21 protein-coding genes are annotated in these 18,735 nt (G+C 40.9%); 1 reads left to right on the plus strand and 20 read right to left on the minus strand.

The window, feature by feature from the left end; translation table 11 throughout:
- Nucleotides 1-242: 242 nt before the first annotated feature.
- From spoVG (HB912_RS08250) to holB, 20 genes are all read right to left on the minus strand, one after another.
- On the minus strand, nt 243-548 hold the full coding sequence (gene spoVG / locus HB912_RS08250) for a septation regulator SpoVG (RefSeq protein ID WP_036074419.1): 306 nt from the start codon (nt 546-548) through the stop codon (nt 243-245).
- A gap of 127 nt (nt 549-675) precedes the next feature.
- Nucleotides 676-984 carry a septation regulator SpoVG gene (spoVG, locus tag HB912_RS08255; protein WP_036074416.1) on the minus strand — a complete coding sequence of 103 codons (309 nt, stop codon included), beginning with the start codon at nt 982-984 and terminating at the stop codon, nt 676-678.
- 713 nt (nt 985-1,697) lie between these two features.
- Entirely contained in the window at nt 1,698-2,909 is a 1,212-nt protein-coding gene (locus HB912_RS08260) for an ABC transporter permease (protein ID WP_185373669.1), read from the minus strand.
- Nucleotides 2,906-3,592 (minus strand): ABC transporter ATP-binding protein, encoded by a 687-nt coding sequence (locus HB912_RS08265; protein WP_036074414.1) that lies wholly within the window; start codon nt 3,590-3,592, stop codon nt 2,906-2,908. The genes HB912_RS08260 and HB912_RS08265 overlap by 4 nt, the downstream gene beginning before the upstream one ends.
- 29 nt (nt 3,593-3,621) lie before the next feature.
- The gene (locus HB912_RS08270) at nt 3,622-4,308 is read right to left on the minus strand and encodes an efflux RND transporter periplasmic adaptor subunit (RefSeq protein ID WP_185373671.1); all 687 of its coding nucleotides are present in this window, start codon (nt 4,306-4,308) and stop codon (nt 3,622-3,624) included.
- Between the two features lie 121 nt (nt 4,309-4,429).
- Nucleotides 4,430-5,251: a pur operon repressor gene (gene purR / locus HB912_RS08275; protein ID WP_036074413.1), complete on the minus strand. Its 822-nt coding sequence runs from the start codon at nt 5,249-5,251 to the stop codon at nt 4,430-4,432.
- Between the two features lie 175 nt (nt 5,252-5,426).
- Nucleotides 5,427-6,293 carry a 4-(cytidine 5'-diphospho)-2-C-methyl-D-erythritol kinase gene (gene ispE / locus HB912_RS08280; protein WP_185373673.1) on the minus strand — a complete coding sequence of 289 codons (867 nt, stop codon included), beginning with the start codon at nt 6,291-6,293 and terminating at the stop codon, nt 5,427-5,429.
- Between the two features lie 143 nt (nt 6,294-6,436).
- Entirely contained in the window at nt 6,437-6,694 is a 258-nt protein-coding gene (gene veg / locus HB912_RS08285; protein WP_115753383.1) for a biofilm formation stimulator Veg, read from the minus strand.
- Between the two features lie 109 nt (nt 6,695-6,803).
- The gene (gene rsmA / locus HB912_RS08290) at nt 6,804-7,688 is read right to left on the minus strand and encodes a 16S rRNA (adenine(1518)-N(6)/adenine(1519)-N(6))-dimethyltransferase RsmA (protein WP_185373675.1); all 885 of its coding nucleotides are present in this window, start codon (nt 7,686-7,688) and stop codon (nt 6,804-6,806) included.
- Complete coding sequence (gene rnmV, locus HB912_RS08295; RefSeq protein WP_185373677.1) at nt 7,681-8,256, minus strand: ribonuclease M5; 576 nt, start codon at nt 8,254-8,256, stop codon at nt 7,681-7,683. The genes rsmA and rnmV overlap by 8 nt, the downstream gene beginning before the upstream one ends.
- A 102-nt stretch (nt 8,257-8,358) precedes the next feature.
- Complete coding sequence (locus HB912_RS08300) at nt 8,359-9,603, minus strand: G5 and 3D domain-containing protein (RefSeq protein ID WP_185373679.1); 1,245 nt, start codon at nt 9,601-9,603, stop codon at nt 8,359-8,361.
- A 297-nt stretch (nt 9,604-9,900) separates the two neighbouring features.
- Nucleotides 9,901-10,665, minus strand: coding sequence for a TatD family hydrolase (locus HB912_RS08305; RefSeq protein ID WP_185373681.1), 765 nt, complete (start codon nt 10,663-10,665; stop codon nt 9,901-9,903).
- Between the two features lie 119 nt (nt 10,666-10,784).
- Nucleotides 10,785-12,776: a methionine--tRNA ligase gene (gene metG, locus HB912_RS08310; protein ID WP_185373683.1), complete on the minus strand. Its 1,992-nt coding sequence runs from the start codon at nt 12,774-12,776 to the stop codon at nt 10,785-10,787.
- Nucleotides 12,777-12,896: 120 nt separating this feature from the next.
- The gene (locus tag HB912_RS08315) at nt 12,897-13,418 is read right to left on the minus strand and encodes an SMI1/KNR4 family protein (protein WP_185373685.1); all 522 of its coding nucleotides are present in this window, start codon (nt 13,416-13,418) and stop codon (nt 12,897-12,899) included.
- A gap of 105 nt (nt 13,419-13,523) precedes the next feature.
- The gene (rsmI, locus tag HB912_RS08320) at nt 13,524-14,402 is read right to left on the minus strand and encodes a 16S rRNA (cytidine(1402)-2'-O)-methyltransferase (protein ID WP_185373687.1); all 879 of its coding nucleotides are present in this window, start codon (nt 14,400-14,402) and stop codon (nt 13,524-13,526) included.
- Nucleotides 14,403-14,404: 2 nt separating this feature from the next.
- Complete coding sequence (locus HB912_RS08325) at nt 14,405-14,668, minus strand: GIY-YIG nuclease family protein (RefSeq protein ID WP_036073776.1); 264 nt, start codon at nt 14,666-14,668, stop codon at nt 14,405-14,407.
- Nucleotides 14,652-15,392 carry a tRNA1(Val) (adenine(37)-N6)-methyltransferase gene (locus HB912_RS08330; protein ID WP_185373689.1) on the minus strand — a complete coding sequence of 247 codons (741 nt, stop codon included), beginning with the start codon at nt 15,390-15,392 and terminating at the stop codon, nt 14,652-14,654. Before HB912_RS08330 ends, HB912_RS08325 begins: the two co-directional genes overlap by 17 nt.
- A gap of 62 nt (nt 15,393-15,454) precedes the next feature.
- Nucleotides 15,455-15,829, minus strand: a complete 375-nt coding sequence (yabA, locus tag HB912_RS08335) for a DNA replication initiation control protein YabA (protein WP_185373691.1) — start codon at nt 15,827-15,829, stop codon at nt 15,455-15,457.
- A 10-nt stretch (nt 15,830-15,839) separates the two neighbouring features.
- Nucleotides 15,840-16,673 carry a PSP1 domain-containing protein gene (locus HB912_RS08340; RefSeq protein ID WP_185373693.1) on the minus strand — a complete coding sequence of 278 codons (834 nt, stop codon included), beginning with the start codon at nt 16,671-16,673 and terminating at the stop codon, nt 15,840-15,842.
- Entirely contained in the window at nt 16,666-17,670 is a 1,005-nt protein-coding gene (gene holB / locus HB912_RS08345) for a DNA polymerase III subunit delta' (protein ID WP_185373695.1), read from the minus strand. The genes HB912_RS08340 and holB overlap by 8 nt, the downstream gene beginning before the upstream one ends.
- Nucleotides 17,671-17,869: 199 nt before the next feature.
- On the opposite strand from holB, the gene HB912_RS08350 reads away from it, so the two are divergent.
- Nucleotides 17,870-18,700 (plus strand): STAS domain-containing protein, encoded by an 831-nt coding sequence (locus tag HB912_RS08350; RefSeq protein ID WP_185373697.1) that lies wholly within the window; start codon nt 17,870-17,872, stop codon nt 18,698-18,700.
- Nucleotides 18,701-18,735 lie beyond the last annotated feature (35 nt).

Raw genomic sequence — 18,735 nt, forward strand, 5'->3', positions numbered from 1 at the left:
GCGGAAAGCATAGTCAATTTGATTTTGTTCTTGTTTGATGCCTTGTAAAAAATGGAAATTTCGCTTTTGTTTTCTCAAAAGAAGTTTTTTCATCGTTCAATTTCATTTTCTGGAACATCCCCAACATCAGAACCTCATTTCAACAATTTTCTCCATTATAACATAGCTAGTTAGCTAAAAAAAGGGCGAAACAAAAAAGGACTACCGCATCAAACAGGCGGTAGTCCTGGCATTTTATTATTTTATTCAGCAGATTCCGGATCGGATTCTTCCGATACAGCATTCGCTTCTTCTTCACCAACACGTTCGTATTCCGCAAGAACAACATCTTGAATTTTACCACGTGTATCCGAATTAATTGGATGTGCAATATCACGGAATTCCCCATCAACACCGCGTTTGCTTGGCATTGCGACAAAAAGACCGTTGTTTCCATCGATGACGCGAATGTCATGTACGACAAATTCCTCATCTAACGTAATTGAAGCAATCGCTCTCATTCTTCCGTCAGTTTCTACTCGACGAAGTCTAACATCTGTTACTTGCATTCTCGTCACTCCTTATCCCTAATGCCCTTAACCCAAGATGCGGTTTCCGATTTTTTCATCAGGTAACAGATTTGATCCCTCTCTGTCCCATATCTCGCCGCATTTTCTTTAAGTAAAGGGATTCTTTTTATTCTGCCGTAGCTTCTTCTTTGCTTTCAGAACCCCCATCAACTGCAACTGGTTCTTCTGCTACGTCATAAGCAGCGATAACTGCTTCCTGAATTTTTGCACGTGTATCCGAGTTAATTGGATGTGCAATGTCACGGAATTCCCCATCAGGAGTCCGTTTGCTTGGCATTGCCACAAAAAGCCCATCATTTCCATCGATGACACGAATATCATGTACAACGAATTCTCCGTCAATTGTGATTGAAGAAATAGCCTTCATTCTTCCATCTGTCAATACTTTACGTAATCTCACATCTGTAATTTCCATTTTCTTCACCACCTTAAGTCTAGTTGCTCAGCTTTTCAACTTAGCTGCCTGTGCAACAAAATTAGTCTTGCTTCACAGAAAACAGAGATTCATACTTTCTCACCAGGCACCTCGTTTTCTATAATCATATGATAATAAAAAAAGATGAATTTGACAACTTTGTGAACTCTAAGTTTTTTCACTGCTTTCACGCGATTAATCTATTGACAAATTCAAATTGTTTTTTAATTGTTTTTAATTGTCGAACCAAATAACAGAACCTACTTCAAACCCTTTGAGACAGTCATTCTGATGACAACATTTTAATAAAATTAACCCTCTTTCTCCAAGCTTTAAATTATAAATTCTATAAAAACTGTGCACAATAAAAAATTATTTTTTTGCAGTATTGAAAAGAAAAACTTTACAAAATAGCATGCAAAATTTTTGCATATTTTTTCACATTCTGACGAGTTGAAACTTATCAAACAACTGATAATAAGCTATTTTTAGCAAAATCTTACTTTGAAGGTAAGAATTAAAATATAGAATTTTAGTTTTTATGTAACAAAATTGTTAAAATTGAATGACAAGACAGTTGTATATAATATATATTACGTTTTTTTTGATAAAAAGTAGAGTATTATCTTTTTACTTCATTATCTTTTATCTCACCATTTATACAAAAACATGCTTTAGATGAAAATTTTCAACTAAAGCATGTTTTTAGTTTCTTATTCAGAACGAAGCGCGTCAATCGGACGAAGCTTAGATGCTTTGTTAGCAGGCGCAAGCCCGAAGATAACGCCAATACATAGTGAAAAGACAAAGGAGAATATGATAGTGCCTGCGGTTACACCGGATGGGATATCCGCTACATTCCCAAAGATAAGCGCACCGCTTACGCCAATGATGATACCAATAACGCCACCGACAACGCTGATGACAACGGACTCGATTAAAAATTGAGTGAGGATGTCACGTTTTTTTGCACCAAGCGCTTTGCGGATACCAATTTCTCGTGTCCGTTCGCTTACAGAGACGAGCATGATATTCATGATGCCGATTCCACCAACGATAAGGGAAATGGCTGCGATGGCTCCTAAGGCAGTCGTCAGGGTGCCGCTGATTGTATTAAAGGCACTTAGGATTTCTTGCTGATTGATAACCTGATAAGGCTGTTCAAGTTGTGTGTCAGATGATGATTTGGCTTCATCGTCAGTATCTTGGTTGAATTTAATCGACAAGCGCGATTCCAAGGTGCTTACCACAAAATCGACGTCTTCAGCGTTTTTAGCTTCAACGTAGATGGTACGGACATTGGTATCTTTAAGTAAGCGCTGAGCTGCCATAATTGGGATAAAGACTTGGTCGTCGCTTGAGCCCATCATGGATGCACCTTTTTCTTTAAGAACCCCAATCACTTTGTAAGGCAATCCGTTTAGGCGGATGGTTTTCCCAACCGGGTTGGCAAAACCAAAAAGATCTTTAGCGACTGTCGGGCCTATCACCGCTACTTTTTGCCCGTATTCAATATCAATCGGTAAAAGGAAACGCCCATTTTCTAGCTCCAAGCTTCTTGCGCCTTTGTACTGGTCGTTTGTCCCAATGACTTTTAAGTTTTTCGACTGGAAGTCATTTGTGGCTGTTGCTTGACCAGATAATTCAGGTGATACGCTTTTCACGCCATCAATGGACTGATATTTCATCGCTTCTTCATAACTGAATTTATCGTTTGGATTTGTTGAATTATTCATGACAGTTACAAGATTAGAGCCTAAGCTTCCCATCTGTTCGTTTACTTTTTGGGTCACGCCGTTTCCTAAAGAAACTAGCAAGATGACGGAGGCTACACCAATAATAATTCCAAGCATCGTTAAAAAGGAACGCAATTTACTGGAGCGAAGTTGTTTGAACGCCAATTTCATACTTTGCAGTGCACTCAATTCGCCACCTCCTCATGATAAAGCCGACCGTCTTGGATGCGAATACTGCGAGTACCGTATCTAGCTAGTTCAAGGTCATGCGTGATCATCACGATGGTATTTCCAGCTGCGTTTAATTCTTTAAGAATGCTCATCACTTCTTTACCTGTTTTGGAATCGAGCGCGCCAGTTGGTTCATCTGCTAGCAATATGGATGGACTTGCAGACAGTGCACGGGCAATTGCCACACGTTGCTGCTGCCCTCCCGATAATTGCGTAGGAAGGTTGCCTTTTTTATCAGAAAGACCGACTTTCTCAAGACAATTAAGCGCGATTTTTTCTCGTTTCGATAAGCTGTATCCACCATAAATAAGCGGTAACTCGACGTTTTCAAGTGCGGATAATTTCGTAAGCAAATTAAATTGCTGGAAAATAAAGCCGATTTTTTTATTACGAATCTCGGAAAGTTTATTGTCATTTAGTTTGTAAACGTCGACGCTATCAAGGTGATAGCTTCCTTCATCAGGAACATCTAAACAGCCGATCATATTCATCAAAGTAGATTTTCCCGATCCAGATGGTCCAACAATGGAGAGAAATTCACCTTCATTCACCGAAAGGGATACATCATCAAGCGCTTTAAAGGTTTCATCCCCTAATGTATAGGTTTTCGTGATATTTTTCATTTCAATAAGCGGGTTCATATGTGGTCCCTCCTTCCTTTTTTCAGTCATTAAAATCCAGATGCTTGTGTATTTGACTTATTAGAAGGCAAGATGACTTTGTCCCCTTTGGAAAGTCCTTTTGTAATCTCAATATTATCTTCATTGTGTAAACCGGTTTTTACGATTTTCTTTTCTTTTTTCGTTTTTCCATTTTTATCTTTTTTCGGAAGCATGACATAATAACGGTTATCATCGTCTTTTTGAACAGCTTCAATCGGTAGATAAATAGCATTCGATTTTTCTTGCACAAGAATTGACGCATCTGCTGTCATCCCTGCTTTAAGGCCATCTGTTTTATCAAGCGAAATAACGACTGGGAATGAAGAAACCCCATTTTGTACTTGCCCTTGTTCTGCAATTTGTTTGACTTTTCCTTTGAACGTTCGATCAGGAAGCGCCGCCACATTAATGGTTACTTCTTGATCCACTTTAATATTTGGGATGTCAAGCTCATCCATTTGCACTTGAAGTTCCAAATCTTCATAATCTGGAGCTACTTTGTTTGCCACCGCAATGACACCTGTTGCTGTTGCATCAATTTTCATTTCACCTTGCTTAACTTTTGTTTCAACTCCATCATTATTCGAACTATTTGTCGCTGCATCTTTCCCATCCTTATTTAAAAAGGCAATGATGACTCCTGCAAGAACAACGATGATCACTATCGCGATCAACCATTTGACCCATTTTTTCATACCGTTTCCTCCTACTCCAATCTAGAATTACATAACCCATATTTTACCACAACTGGAAGCATTTGAAAGTGCGGCGCTAGTCTGATTTTGTAAAAAAAGAAAGCTGCCGCAGCAGCTTTCTTTATTCGGCCGAAAAGTAGTTACCTTCAACCACTTCAATTTGCCGTTCTTTCACATTTACATTTTTTATCTTAACAAGCGAAACGTAGTCATCAACTAAGCGTTCCTCTGCATATTCAGATTCGACAAGCACACCAATTCCAACAAGCGTCGCCTTAAATTCATCCAAAAGATTTTTCATTCCATTGATCGTTCCGCCTGCTTTCATGAAATCATCCACAATCACAACGCGTGAACCTTCTGGTAAACTCCGTTTTGAAAGCTCCATTTTTTCAATTCGTTTGCTAGAACCAGAAACATAATTGATACTTACGGTCGAGCCTTCGGTCACTTTACTATCCCGCCTTACGATCACAAATGGCACACTCAAGTGTTCCGCTACTGCTTGCGCAATTGGAATCCCTTTTGTCGCAACGGTCATGATGGCATCAATTGGTTTATCATTAAATTTCGTCGCTAAAATTTTCCCGATTGCTTTCAGTGTAACCGGCTCGCCAAGTAAATCCGATAAATACAAGTAGCCACCTGGAAGCAAGCGATCAGACTCTGCAATTCGGTTGCAAAGCGTCTGAATAAAATCAAGCACATCTGCATTATCCGCTTTTGAAATGTAACGCACGCCACCAGCTGCCCCCGGAACTGTCTCAAGCGTGCCAATGCCACGATCTTCAAATGTTTTCTTGATAATGACTAAATCCTCACTGATTGATGATTTAGCGGAACCGTAACGTCCTGCAAACATCGTAAGCGGGATTAGTTTCCGTGGATGTGCCAGCAAAAACTGTGTCATATCAATTAACCGTTCACTGCGCCGAACTTTCATAGTCTCTCTCCCTCTTCAAAATCCGCATAATTTTAAAAAAATTATATGTTTTGTCCGTATTTTCTTCATTATAAAACGACTTTCGTGAATTGACAACTACCAAGAAGGATTTTCATACTTTTTCATTTTCCATATAAAAAAGCGCCATACAAATTGTATCGCGCCACTCGCTCCTTCAACTCGCTCCTTCATCATTCCAAGGTCGAACCATATAAACTTCCGAGCAAAAGCCTCGCAAGCCATTATAGACACGTTTCGCACGCGAATATTGCTTCACGATAGCAAATACTGTTGGTCCACTCCCGCTCATCATGGCCGCATCTGCACCAAACTCGAGCATTTTTTGTTTCAGTTGCTTCACTTGCGAATTTTTTTCGAGCGTAACACTTTCAAGCACATTCCCCATTGAATCGCAAATCACATCTAAATTCCCTGCTTCAATGCCTGCAAGCATTCGCTCAGTATCAGGATGCTCCACTTCGCCTAGCTTTAGTTCTTTATAAACAGACGGCGTTGAGATGCTAATACTTGGCTTTGCTAGGATAATCCAGCAGCTTGGCATCATCGGTAGCTTCCGAATGACTTCACCACGACCAGTCGCAAACGCGGTGCCTCCAAAAAGGCAAAAGGCAATATCCGATCCGATTCTTGCGCTAAGTTCTGCTAGTTCATCAAGCGAAAGGCCCAGTTCCCATAATTCATTTAAGCCCTTTAGTGCCGCGGCAGCATCCGTGCTTCCTCCTGCTAGCCCAGCTGAAACAGGGATTTGTTTATCAAGTGTAATTCGCGCACCCTTTTTCACATTGTATTTTTCTTTTAAAAGAAGGGCCACTTGGTAAACAAGGTTGCGATGGTCATTTGGAATAAAATGAGCCCGTACGTCAAGAATGATTTCATCGCTCGGGATTAGCTCGAGCTCCAAGCGGTCGGCAAGGTCGATTGTCGTCATTACCATTTCTACTTCATGATAGCCGTCTTCGCGCTTGTAAAGTGCGTCTAAAGATAAATTAATTTTTGCCGGCGCCTTTAAATTTATTTTCATTCTATTTGCCTCCGTCAGTCCTCTAAAATCTCTTTGTATATTCTATCATAAGCCGAAAGAAATATGTAGCTCCATTTCAGGTTCTTTTTATTTTCTCTAACAAAAAAAGCTGCCCCATTTACTAGGGACAGCTCACTTATTTCTTATAAAGCTAATTCTTTTTTATCGTCAGTAAATACCAGTTCCACAGCATCAGTCAGAATATCCGTATAACTATAGGATACTCTTTCAAAATTGTTTTCATCTTGATCGAGTTCAACGATGAATACGGATGGATAAGTTTCCGCTAAAACGCCACAGCGTTCAATCGTTTTTTTGCGTCCACCGTGTGCTTTCAAAGTTAGTGCTTTTCCTAGTCTAGCATCTAGACCTTGCTTAATACTTGCAATGGTTTTTGGCATTATCTCCACCTCACTATTTACTATTATAGCATAAACAGCAGTGAAAATCAATAAGATAATATTTTATCAGGGATAACAAGACATGTCAACAAAGAAATCCCATTTTAAGCTATTTTTTTAGAATTTCTGCTAATTCAGCAGCAACTGCCGCAAATTCTGGAATCGAAAGGGTTTCACCGCGCCGTTTCAAATCGATTTCAATTCGAGCAAATCGCTCCTCCGTTTCTTGCCGCTTCGCTTTTAATTCAGGATATTTTTGCGCCAAATTATTCCATAACGTCTTCCGCCGGTTCACAAAGGCTGCCCGCACTACTTCAAAAAAGAAGATTTCATCTTGCACGTGAGCAAGCGGTTTTTCTCGGCGAACGAGATGAATGATGCCTGAATCCACATTTGGCTTTGGCATAAATACATTTTTCGGGACAATGAAAGCAAGACTCGCTTCCATGTAATACTGAATCGCAATTGTTAAACTTCCATAACTTTTCGTTCCCGGAACTGCACTAATGCGCTCTGCTACTTCTTTTTGTAGCATAAACGTCATCGAGTTAACAGGAACTCTTGAGTGAAGCAAATTCAAAATAATCGGGGTCGTAACATAATAAGGCAAATTGGCTACGATTTTAAGTGGAGCTTTCGGATCAGTGAATTGCCGTGCGATCACGTCTTCCACATCTGCTTTTAAAATATCTGCATGTTCAATATGCACATTCGAATAAGGCGACAACGTATCCGCAAGAATCGGCAGCAAGCGCTGATCAATTTCAAACGCAACCACTTCCTTCGCTTCTCTCGCCAAATGTTCAGTGAGAGCCCCAATCCCTGGACCGATTTCAATCACATTTGTTTCTTTCGTAAGTCCCGCTGTTTCCGTAATTCGCCGCAAAATATTCGAATCGATCAAAAAATTTTGCCCCAAACTTTTCTTAAACAAAAAACCATACTTCTTCAGTATCTCCGCCGTACGTCCAGGCGTCGCAATATCTTTACTCATTTCTCTCCTCCTGAAAAACTACGCCAAGCGCCTCTTCAAATTCCTGAGCTGTAATTTCGAACAAATTTAACCTGGCCTCTAGTTGCTTTCCATTTGCGTATCCAATTCTAAGCTCTTCGCCAAGCAACTCACGTCGCCTTTTAGCCCCGTCTCCAAATAACAATCCAGCTTCAATTAGCCGTTCACGCGTTATAAGCGGGGTCTCAGTCGTTTTGGTGCGGCTTGTATGGAAACATTCCAAAGCAGCACGAATCACCTCAGGAGAAGCATGCTCAACGCCTAGCCCCCTACCAAACTTCGGTAAAGCATCTTTTTTCTTGATAAACGCATGTTTACATCCAGAGACTTGCGCTTCAATGGTCTTTCGGATTTTCTCTCCCGGAAAGTCAGGGTCCGTCAAAATGATGACGCCACGTTTTTCATTCGCGTGACGAATCTGCTCAATTGTTTCTTCATTGATCGCCGAACCGTTCGTTTCAATCGTATCTGCTTCTACAGCCCGATTGATCGCTGTTGTATCATCGCGCCCCTCAACGACAATCACTTCTTTTATGACCGGTTTTTCCATCTCAAAACGTCCTTTTCTAAAATCAGTAAGCTTATCATATCATAAGCCAAAAGAAAAAGCGAAGCCCAATTAGTCAGCCTCGCTCTTTATCCATATTTTTGATTAGAGAACTGTAACTGTTACTGTCCGGCGTCCCCAGCTTATACAAGCCGCGTTACTCGAGAAGTAAACATCTACAATATTCCCTTTAATCGCACCACCAGTATCCCCAGCGATGGCTTCACCATATCCAGAAACGTGAACGCGCGAGCCAAGTGGAATAACACTTGGATCTACGGCAACTACTTTCATTCCTGGATTCGCAGACAAGTTAATGCCTGTTGCTGTTACGCCTCCACCCGTGTAAGCTGTAGACTGCATCGTAAACGTTCTACCGCCGCTTGGTGCGCTACTACTGCTACTTGATGCTGAACTAGATTGCTCAGGTGCTGTTGCAACAGTTTTCTCACTCGAATTTTCATGGCTGACTGTCGCTACTTGAACTTGCTTCGTACCGCGTGCCACAACTTTATTTTTACTATCAGTTAAAAGATCTTCTCCCACACGTTTGCGAGATTTCTCTTTACCATTCTCAAAAACAATTTCATATTTTACTTTCTTTGTACCGTGTTTTCCATCCGAAAGAAGTTTTGTTTTTCCTTTTTCCAGACTAGAATCCTCTTTGTACACTGTATCAAAAGCAACTTTTTCGTTCTTTTCTTCTGTTTTCTTGTCAACATATGTAACACGAACCAGCATATTTTCTTTTAGATCAGCATCTTTTTCAGGTGATACGCGATCATCTTTCCCTAGCTTAATGTTCTTTTCATCAAGCAAATCTTGGACACTGCTTTTTGTTGACCAAACGTTTTCTTTTTTCTCCCCATTTTGAAGCGATAATGCAATCGCCCGGTTAATGTTCACGTTCATGCCATTTTTTACTTTTGTATCAAGCGCAACGCTAACAGCATCTTGCGGACGTGTCGTAATATTTTCGTCCTTCAGCACGTCACCAACCGTTTTTTTCGTACTCCAAACTTTTTCTTTATTGCCGTTATCTACAATAGTAAGCTGGTTTGCTTTTGTATAATCAATTTTCATGCCATCTTTAACTTTCGCATTTTTCGCAGGAGATACTTCATCGTGCGCAGAAAGTTTAATTCCTGATTCTTGAAGAGCTTCTCCAACCGTTTTAGCATGTGTTTTTGCTTCAATTTTTTCACCAGCATTATTGATGATAATATCGTTTTTAGTTCCTTCGAAAACGAAATAAAAAACCAATGATACTACAATAACAAATCCTGCGATCATAAGTGGTAATTTCCATTTTGATGATCGGACAGAGTTACTGCTGTTTTCCATGGTCATATATTTCTCCCCTTTCTACTCGCTAGTGATTATATACGGGGGACTAAAGAACTGTCAATTTTTGTGAAGTATTTTTCATTTTTTTGTAAACAACGTTAAAAAACCTTGCTACGCCAAGATATAAAGGTTTTTTTTTTACAATGCATACAGAATGTAACAAAAATATTTCAAAAAACTACGACTTGAGACTTAGGCATAAAAGCGTGTGGTTTAGACCAAAACCACGAACTTGTATCCCAGAAGCTTAAGAATAGGTTACAGAGTACGCGTTTTGTTACAGATTCATGACAAAACAAATCACAAGCGAAATAGCGTTTTTGCGTTATCCATTGATAGACGGGCAATTTCATCATATTCCAACTCTTTTAATTCCGTTATTTTTTCGGCAACCAACTTGACGAAAGCTGGCTCATTTCTTTTTCCACGATTTGGATGTGGCGCAAGATACGGGGCATCTGTTTCAATCAAAAACTTGTCTAGTGGAACTTTTTCAGCAGCTAATTTAGGTAATTTCGCATTTTTAAAAGTCACCGTTCCTCCAAACGAAATGTAAAAATTCAGCGCCAGACATTCTTCCATTACTTCCACCGTTTCCCCAAAGCAGTGCATAATGCCCCCTACTTCTTCGGCATGTTCTTCCCGCAAAATACGCACCACATCTTCTGTTGCTTCACGATTATGGATCACGATAGGTAGATTGACTTCCTTAGCTAGGCGAATTTGCTTACGAAACACTTCAAATTGGACTTCTTTAGGCGATGTATCCCAGTGATAATCCAAGCCCATTTCCCCAAGCGCGACCATCTTTGGATGCTTCGTAAGTTTGCGCAGCCATTCAAGGTCTTGATCGGTAAAATCAATCGCATCAGTTGGATGCCAGCCAAGAATCAAATAAATGAAATCATATTTGTCAGCTAGTTCAAGTGCTCGCTCAATTGTTTCTTTATTAAAACCAACAACCGCCATTTTAGAAACATCATTTTCTTTAGCGCGAAGGATAACTTCTTCTAGGTCATCACGGAACGCTTCATCATTTAAATGGACATGCGTATCAAAAAGCATTTTCTTCCCTCCAAAATTTAATTTCCTTCTATTATACTATTTAAAATTGACTTCGAAAACTTTTCGCCTTCATAAAAAGATCCTCATTGCGCGAAATCGCGCAATGAGGATCATCCAAGTCATTTAACTTTTGCTCCATTTGGAAGGGAACTACCTGCTTCAATAACTTGCAATTTACCGTTTGATTCACCAGAAAGAATCATTCCTTCGCTCATCAAGCCGCGCAGTTTAACAGGCTTCAAATTAGAAACAACAATGACTTTTTTGCCGAGTAAATCTTCTGGTGCATAAAATTCAGCGATTCCGGATAAGACTTGGCGTAATTTTCCTTCACCCAAGTCCAGTTGGAAACAAAGTAGCTTGTCCGCTTTTTTTACTTTCTCGACTTGTTTTACTTCTGCTACCCGAAGATCGAGTTTGTCAAAGTCTTCGATACCAATTTGAGGTGTTTCAAATGCTTGCACCTCTGCTTGCTCTAGTTCTTCTTTTTGTATAGGTTTTTGTGCTTTCATTTGTTCTTGGATATACGCCACCTCTTCCTTCGCATCAAGGCGTGGGAAAATCGGCGTTCTTTTCGCCACAACTTTTGTTCCAGCTGGGATTCCATCAAAGCCCACTAGGCTATCAAAATTCTGTTCGAAAGAAAGATTAAGCTGGCTGAGGATTTCTTGCGGAGCTTTTGTCAAAAACGGTTTTAAAAGCACTGCCGTAATCCGAAGCGATTCTGCAAGGTGTGCCATGACGCTCGCAAGTTCTGTTTGTTTTTCTTCTTTTGCAAGAACCCACGGCGCTGTTTCGTCAATATATTTATTCGTACGGGAAATGAAGGACCAAATTTTTGCAAGCGCGACGGAGAATTGCATATTTTCCATTCCTGCCTCATATTCCTTCAAAACCTCATCTTTGAAAGTTTCAAGCGCTTCATCAAAATCGGTTACAAACCCTTTGTAAGCTGGGATTTCGCCATCAAAATACTTGTTAATCATCGCGATGGTCCGGTTAAGTAAGTTTCCAAGATCGTTAGCGAGGTCATAGTTAATCCGGTCGATAAAGTCTTCTGGTGTGAACAAACCATCAGAACCAAATGGTACTTCGCGAAGCAAGTAATAGCGGACCGCATCGAGGCCATAGCGATCAATGAGCATGTAAGGATCCACTACATTCCCTTTTGATTTCGACATTTTGCCATCTTTCATGAGAATCCAGCCATGTCCAAAAATCTTTTTTGGGAGCGGCAAATCTAGCGCCATCAAAATGATCGGCCAGTAAATTGTATGGAAGCGGACAATTTCCTTTCCAACAATTTGTACATCTGCAGGCCAGTATTTTTGGAACAACGAATCATCATCTGAATCATAACCAAGTGCTGTGATATAGTTTGAAAGCGCGTCAATCCAAACATAGACGACATGCTTCGGGTTGCCGGGAACTTTGATACCCCAATCGAATGTGGTACGCGAAACAGCAAGGTCTTCAAGCCCTGGTTCGATAAAGTTTTTTAGCATTTCATTTTTGCGTGATTCTGGCAAAATGAAATCAGGATGCGAATTGTAATATTCAACGAGGCGATCTGCGTATTTGCTCATTCGGAAGAAATAGGATTCTTCTTTTACAAGTTCCACTTCATTTCCGCTTGGCGCTTTTCCGCCCACCACTTTTCCATTTTCATCACGATACACTTCAGCAAGCTGCGTTTCAGTGAAATATTCTTCATCGGAAACGGAATACCAGCCTTCATACTCACCCAGATAGATGTCTCCTTGGTCAAGTAGCCGTTTAAAGATTTTCTCGACGCCGCGTTTATGACGCGGCTCAGTAGTGCGAATAAAATCCGTATTGCTAATCTCCAGTTTCTCCCAAAGGCCCTTAAAATTTTCAGCGAACTCATCAACGTATTCCTGTTCAGAAATTCCGCGTTCTTCCGCTTTTGTTTGGATTTTCTGACCGTGTTCATCGGTTCCTGTGAGATAAAAAACGTCAAACCCTTTCAAACGTTTATAACGAGCCATTGCGTCTCCAGCAACGGTTGTATAGGCATGTCCGATATGTGCTTTTCCGCTTGGGTAGTAGATGGGTGTAGTAATGTAAAATGTATTTTTCTCTTTTGGCACTCCTGTTCCCTCCTTAATCGACTTAACAATTATCACCTATTATAGCATTTTTTGAAAGATTACGGGAGAGACTTCCAAAAATTTATCTGATTCCAAAAAAGCGTTTCACCCAGTAAAAATTCACTTCCATTCAAAATATTCCTTATCTGCTTCATCAATTAAAAAGGCAAGTTCCTCTTCGTTGTCAAAGTAATTTTTGATTTCATCCCAGAGAAAACTATAAAAGTTCTTTTTCCTTGGATAAACCCCCATCCAGTCCCAACAAATGATTTCTGGTTCATTGTCGATTAGAACATGATCGTAGTCAAAGGCGTAACCATCAGAAGATTCATCAATGAAAAACAAGTAACGCTTCTCTAATCCAGCTCCTAAAAATGGTTCGAGTTCAGCCACTTTTTCTTTATTTAAATCTACAATTGTATAACCAGAATATTCTATTTTCCCCTCAAATCCGAATCCAAATAAACTACTTTCACCAAAAGTCTCTAGAAACCAGCGATAGCTTTTCGGAATCTCTTTTCCAAGCGCCTTCGAATAAGCATTCAACTCTTCTTCGCTCAGTTTGTTCCAGCTAATCGTTGTTCCTTCATCATATTGATCTAATCTGGTTAAATATTTTTTAATATACTTCTTCTTATTCATCTAATCCCTCCTATTCTATTTTAATAGTCTTCGTATGTATTTTTTCGTTACCTTGTATCATTTTCCGCAAAAAAAGCTGATCATATAATGGTCAGCTTTGGTTTTTTATTCAATTTCATGGTAAGCCGCGTAAACCTCACGTTTTGGCAGATTGCGTTCCTTGGCCACTTGTTTGATTGCATCTTTCGAACTGACGCCATCACGCGCAATCAACTCTTCCACATGTTCTCGGACAGAAAGTTCTTGCCACCAAGCCGCTTCTTCATCGACTTCTTCCACACCGCTTCCTGCAACAACAAGACAAAACTCGCCGCGAACATTCTCTTCCTTGCTCCACGCCAGCGCTTCTTCCACTGTCCCGCGCAAATACTCCTCATAAATTTTCGTAAGCTCGCGACAAAGCGTAATCCCGCGTTCTGGACCTACTGCCTTCAAAATCGCCTTGAGCGTTTCCTTCAGCCTGTGCGGTGATTCATACAAAACCCAAGTTTCTTTGCGCTTTCCAAGCTTTGCAAGAGTTTCGTCACGTTCCTTAGAACTGCGAGGTAAAAACCCATGGAAATAAAACGGTTGGGGAAGCTGACCTGATGCGATCAGGGCTGTAAGAGCCGCATTTGCCCCTGGCAACGCCACAACGGGTACCCTTTCTTGCAAGGCTTTTGCGACAAGTTCGTAACCGGGGTCCGAGATGGCTGGCATGCCTGCATCGCTCACAAGCGCAATCGTTTCTCCATTTTGCAGTTGTTCGACAAGCTCATTTTCGCGTTCACGCTCGCTATACTGGTGGTAGCTCACCATCTTCGTGTGAATTTCAAAATGGTTGAGCAGCTTAATTGTATTTCGCGTATCTTCTGCGGCGATCAAATCCACTTCCTTGAGCATTCTGACAGCGCGAAACGTCATATCTTCCAGGTTACCAATCGGAGTTGGCACCAAATAAAGCGTCCCTGCATCTTGATTTTGAAAACTCTTTTGACTTTGCATCTTCACTCTGCCTTCCCTTTCAGATAACTTTCTTTCGCTCTGCGTGACAAGCTTTTAAAAGCCGCTTCCGCTTTCATTGCTTCACTTCTCGTTTCAAACTTCTCAAAGTGAATCACATGAACTGGCCGACGTGTCTTCGTATATTTGCAGCGAATCCCCGCATTGTGTTCCTCTTCACGTCGCGATACATCCGTCGTATAACCCCCATAAAATGTGCCATCCGCGCACTTTAGCACATAGAAAAAATGTTCATTCGACTTTGCCATATAAAATCTCCTTCACCTCTGCTGTATACTCGCCGTCTTCTTGATGAACCACAATCGGCGGCAAATAGCGAACGCCAGGCTTGGCATCTTTTGTTCCCTCGACGAGCACCATATTGGCATCACGCGCTTCTAGTGGGTGCACGAACTGAATTCGCTTGGGTTCTAGTCGGTACTTCTGCATCAACTGCGTTAATTCAAGCAGGCGTTCCGGCCTGTGAACAAAACTTGCTTTCCCACCTTGCTTAAGAAGCTCTGAACTGACCCGAACAGCATCTTCAAGCGTACACATCACTTCATGACGCGCAATCCGAAAGTGCTCATTCTCATTAAATTTGCTCGTTTCTAGGCTCGCAAAATAAGGTGGATTACAAGTAACTAGCGAATGCTTCTCTTTTTGAAGCGCTGGCGCTGTATTCCGAATATCTGCTTCAAGCACCGTAATCTGGTCTTCTAATTTATTGTAGGCTACACTTCGTCGTGCCATATCCGCAAGTCGCGGCTGGATTTCAACCGCCGTAATCGGAGCTTCCGTATGTTTACTTAATAGAAGCGGAATAATCCCGTTTCCGCTACAAAGGTCAACAATACTCCCTTTGCGCACAGGTAGATAAGTAAAATGTGCCAATAAAACAGCATCTAGCGAAAACGAAAACACTGTTGGACTTTGAATGATCCGCATGTTTTCTGCCAGTAGATAATCCAGTCTTTCGTCACCCTTTAACATCTTTCTCTCACCTTTAAAAAAGCGCCTCTCTCCTTGAGCAAAACTTGAGAGAGGCGTTCTGTTTATTTTTTATTTAACAAAGATAAGCAAAACAAACAATCTTCATCATTTGTCCGCGGACTGCCAAAGTGAATATTGCAAACGTGAAAACCTTCTCGGTAGAGCTTGACCAAATTATCGTGTCCTTCGCCCCGCTCAATCATTTGCTGCATGGCCTCCTTGCGTTCTTCTGCCATGACACCTTCGCTCTTGCCTTCCGTTCCTGCAACACTTTCCTCACCTAAACGTCGTCTTAAATAGTCATTTTCAATTTGCAAGCGGCTATTTTCTTCAAGCATACTCCCTAAGTTGGTCTTTAATTCGCCAAGCTGCTGGTAAAGTTCTCCAATTTGTTCCTCCATATTGCTTACTGAATCAAACAATGCTTTTTTATCCACTTTCTTCACCTCAAGACTTTACCTTCTCAGCTAGAAATTCATTATATGGACGCAATTCATCTAATTCGTATTCGAGTACAAGCTCTTCATTTGGAAGACGCACTTGTAAAACACGCTTCAGCAAATTGATTCCTATCACTTTTCCTTCTTCCCCGTCTGGTGTCATCACTTTTGTACCAACATCTGGCATTTCACGTTTCGCCGCTTCGTATTCATCATTTTCATATTTCAAGCAGCACATCAGCCGCCCACAAAGTCCAGAAATTTTCGTTGGATTGAGCGACAAGTTTTGATCCTTCGCCATCTTAATCGAAACCGGCTCAAAATCTCCAAGAAACGTTGAACAGCAAAGCATCCGTCCACAAGGTCCAATTCCGCCAAGTAGCTTCGCTTCATCACGCACGCCAATTTGCCGAAGCTCAATTCGTGTCCGAAAAACGGAAGCAAGATCCTTTACAAGCTCACGAAAATCGACACGCCCTTCTGCTGTAAAGTAGAAAATAATTTTATTGCGGTCAAATGTATAATCGACATCAACTAAGTTCATCTCGATTTCATGTTCCCGAATTTTTTCGTCACAAAGCAAAAACGCTTTTTCGCAAGAAATATTGTTTTCCTTGACCGATTGATAATCCTCTTTTGTCGCGATACGAATAACATTTTTGAGTGGTAACACAACATCTTCTTCGTCTACCATACGCGGTTCGATGACCGCTCTTCCAAATTCAATTCCTTGTGCGTTTTCAACGATCACCCCTTGATCTTGTTCAATCTCTAGATCGCCAGGCGAAAAATAATATATTTTACCAGCATCCTTAAAACGGACGCCTACGACTTTAAGCAAATAAATGACCCCCTTTAAGCTTTAATACCAGCTCTTCCATCAAAAGCTGTTGATTCATATTGGAATCGAGCTTTCTCTTGGCTTCTAAAATTGTTTCCATATCTTGCGTGATCGCTTGAAGCGAAAATCGAAGCGCATCGCGTCGCAAAAGTTCGGCTTGTCCTGCTGAAATCGGCTCATAACTTTCCCCGAGCATCAAATGAAAGACATCTCGGTAAAGCAGTAACAGCAAATCAAGGCCTACAGCAAGAGCTGCCTTATCTTTAAAAAGCGGCATCCACGTTTCTTGTATAAAAATCAGTGGTTCCGGCCCGTCGTGGTGCAATCCTTCATATAATTTCACAGACGCATTTCGCGCTTCTTGAAAAAATTCATCTTCATTAAGCCGTTTTGCTTCCTGAATACTTCCTGTTAAGCTCGCAAAAATACGTGCTTTTTGCTGACTGATGCCAACTTGCTCTAACTTTTTCACGAGCTGCTCGAAAGGAAGTTCCCGAAAAGCAACCGGTTGAAGCCTTGAAGCAATCGTTGGCAAAATTTTCGCTGGATTGGTCGTCAAAAAAAGTAAGAGCGTTCCAGCATCCGGCTCTTCTATGAATTTGAGCAGACTATTAGCCGATTGAACGGTCATCTTATCCGCTTCATCTATAATCAAAACTTTTTGATTGGATTCCATACCTTGCTTCATGAGTTCCGAACGTATTTCACGAACTTGATCAATCTTAATGCTCGCACCATCCGGCTTAAGCCAGTGAACGTCGGGGTGGTTGTCATTTGCAATTCGCGTGCAGTTTACACAATGCGAACAAACTTGAACTTCATCCGTTTGTTCTAAACAAAATAAACTTTGTGCAAGCCAAAGCGCCAAACGCTTTTTCCCAACGCCATTTGGGCCATGGAAAAGATAGCCATGCGATAAGCGATTTTCGCGCTTACTGCGTTTGAACAGATTCATAACAACGGGTTGCAGTTCCTCTAATTCAGCTTGTAGTCCCACAAAAAACTTCCTTTCCCATTCATTCTTTCCTATTATAACACGACTTATAAATCTCGTCGGTATTTTTAGCAAAAAAACAAAATTGTTACTTTCTTGTCTTTTTTACACTTAAAACATAGACAGTTGCTTCATTTCAGCATAAAATGGTGAGGAGCGTAGTGGAAAAGCGAGAACAGAACAAGAAAGGTAGGGGCGTAAAATGAAAGAAATGCAAAAATATATTAGTCAACATTTATTAGAAAATATGGATGATATCATTGAAAAATGGCTAGATTCCATCTACTCTATGAAAACTCCGTATACTAGCCCAGTCTACGAGCCACTCTATAAGGCAGAATTACAAGCTGATAGCAAACAAACCGTGTGCCTTGTCACCTATTTTTTCTCGGATGACCAAGAAAAATTCAATACTGCTTTACACAACTGGCTAGAACACATGTATCAGCGTCGTATAAAAAATGACGTCCCATTGCCTGAAGTCATTATGACACTTGACAAATTGAGACAGCAGGTACTAAATGCCATCGCTGATTTAGCCATTAAACAAGCTGAAATCACAAAGGAAAATTTTGCTGAAACTATTCGCCAAGCTAATCGTGCTTTTGATAAAATCATCGGTGACTTCACGACGATGTATTACACACAAATCGTTGAGTACATTGAAAGCCAGCGTTCATTCATTGATGAAATCAGTGCACCTGTTATCTCCATCACGGATAACATTGCTATCTTGCCTGTTGTGGGACGAGTAGATAGAGAGCGTGCTCAACATTTGATGGAAAGTGCGATCAAGCGTTGCAATGAACTTTCGATCGACAGCCTTTGCTTAGATCTTTCTGCGAGTACCACTTTTGATACCGCACTTGCTGAAATGCTCTTCCAATTAAGCAGCGTGACTAAGTTGTCTGGAATCGAACTGGTACTTTCCGGAATCAAGCCGAAGATGGCGCAAGAAATGATTCGCGTCAATATGGATGTCGATATTCCTGCCTATCACTCCTTAAAAGAATTTTTAAAAAAACAATTGTAAAAAAAGCTCAACCACATAGGGTTGAGCTTTTTACT

It is taken from the genome of Listeria aquatica (genome assembly GCF_014223975.1).
GTDB classification, from domain to species: domain Bacteria; phylum Bacillota; class Bacilli; order Lactobacillales; family Listeriaceae; genus Listeria; species Listeria aquatica.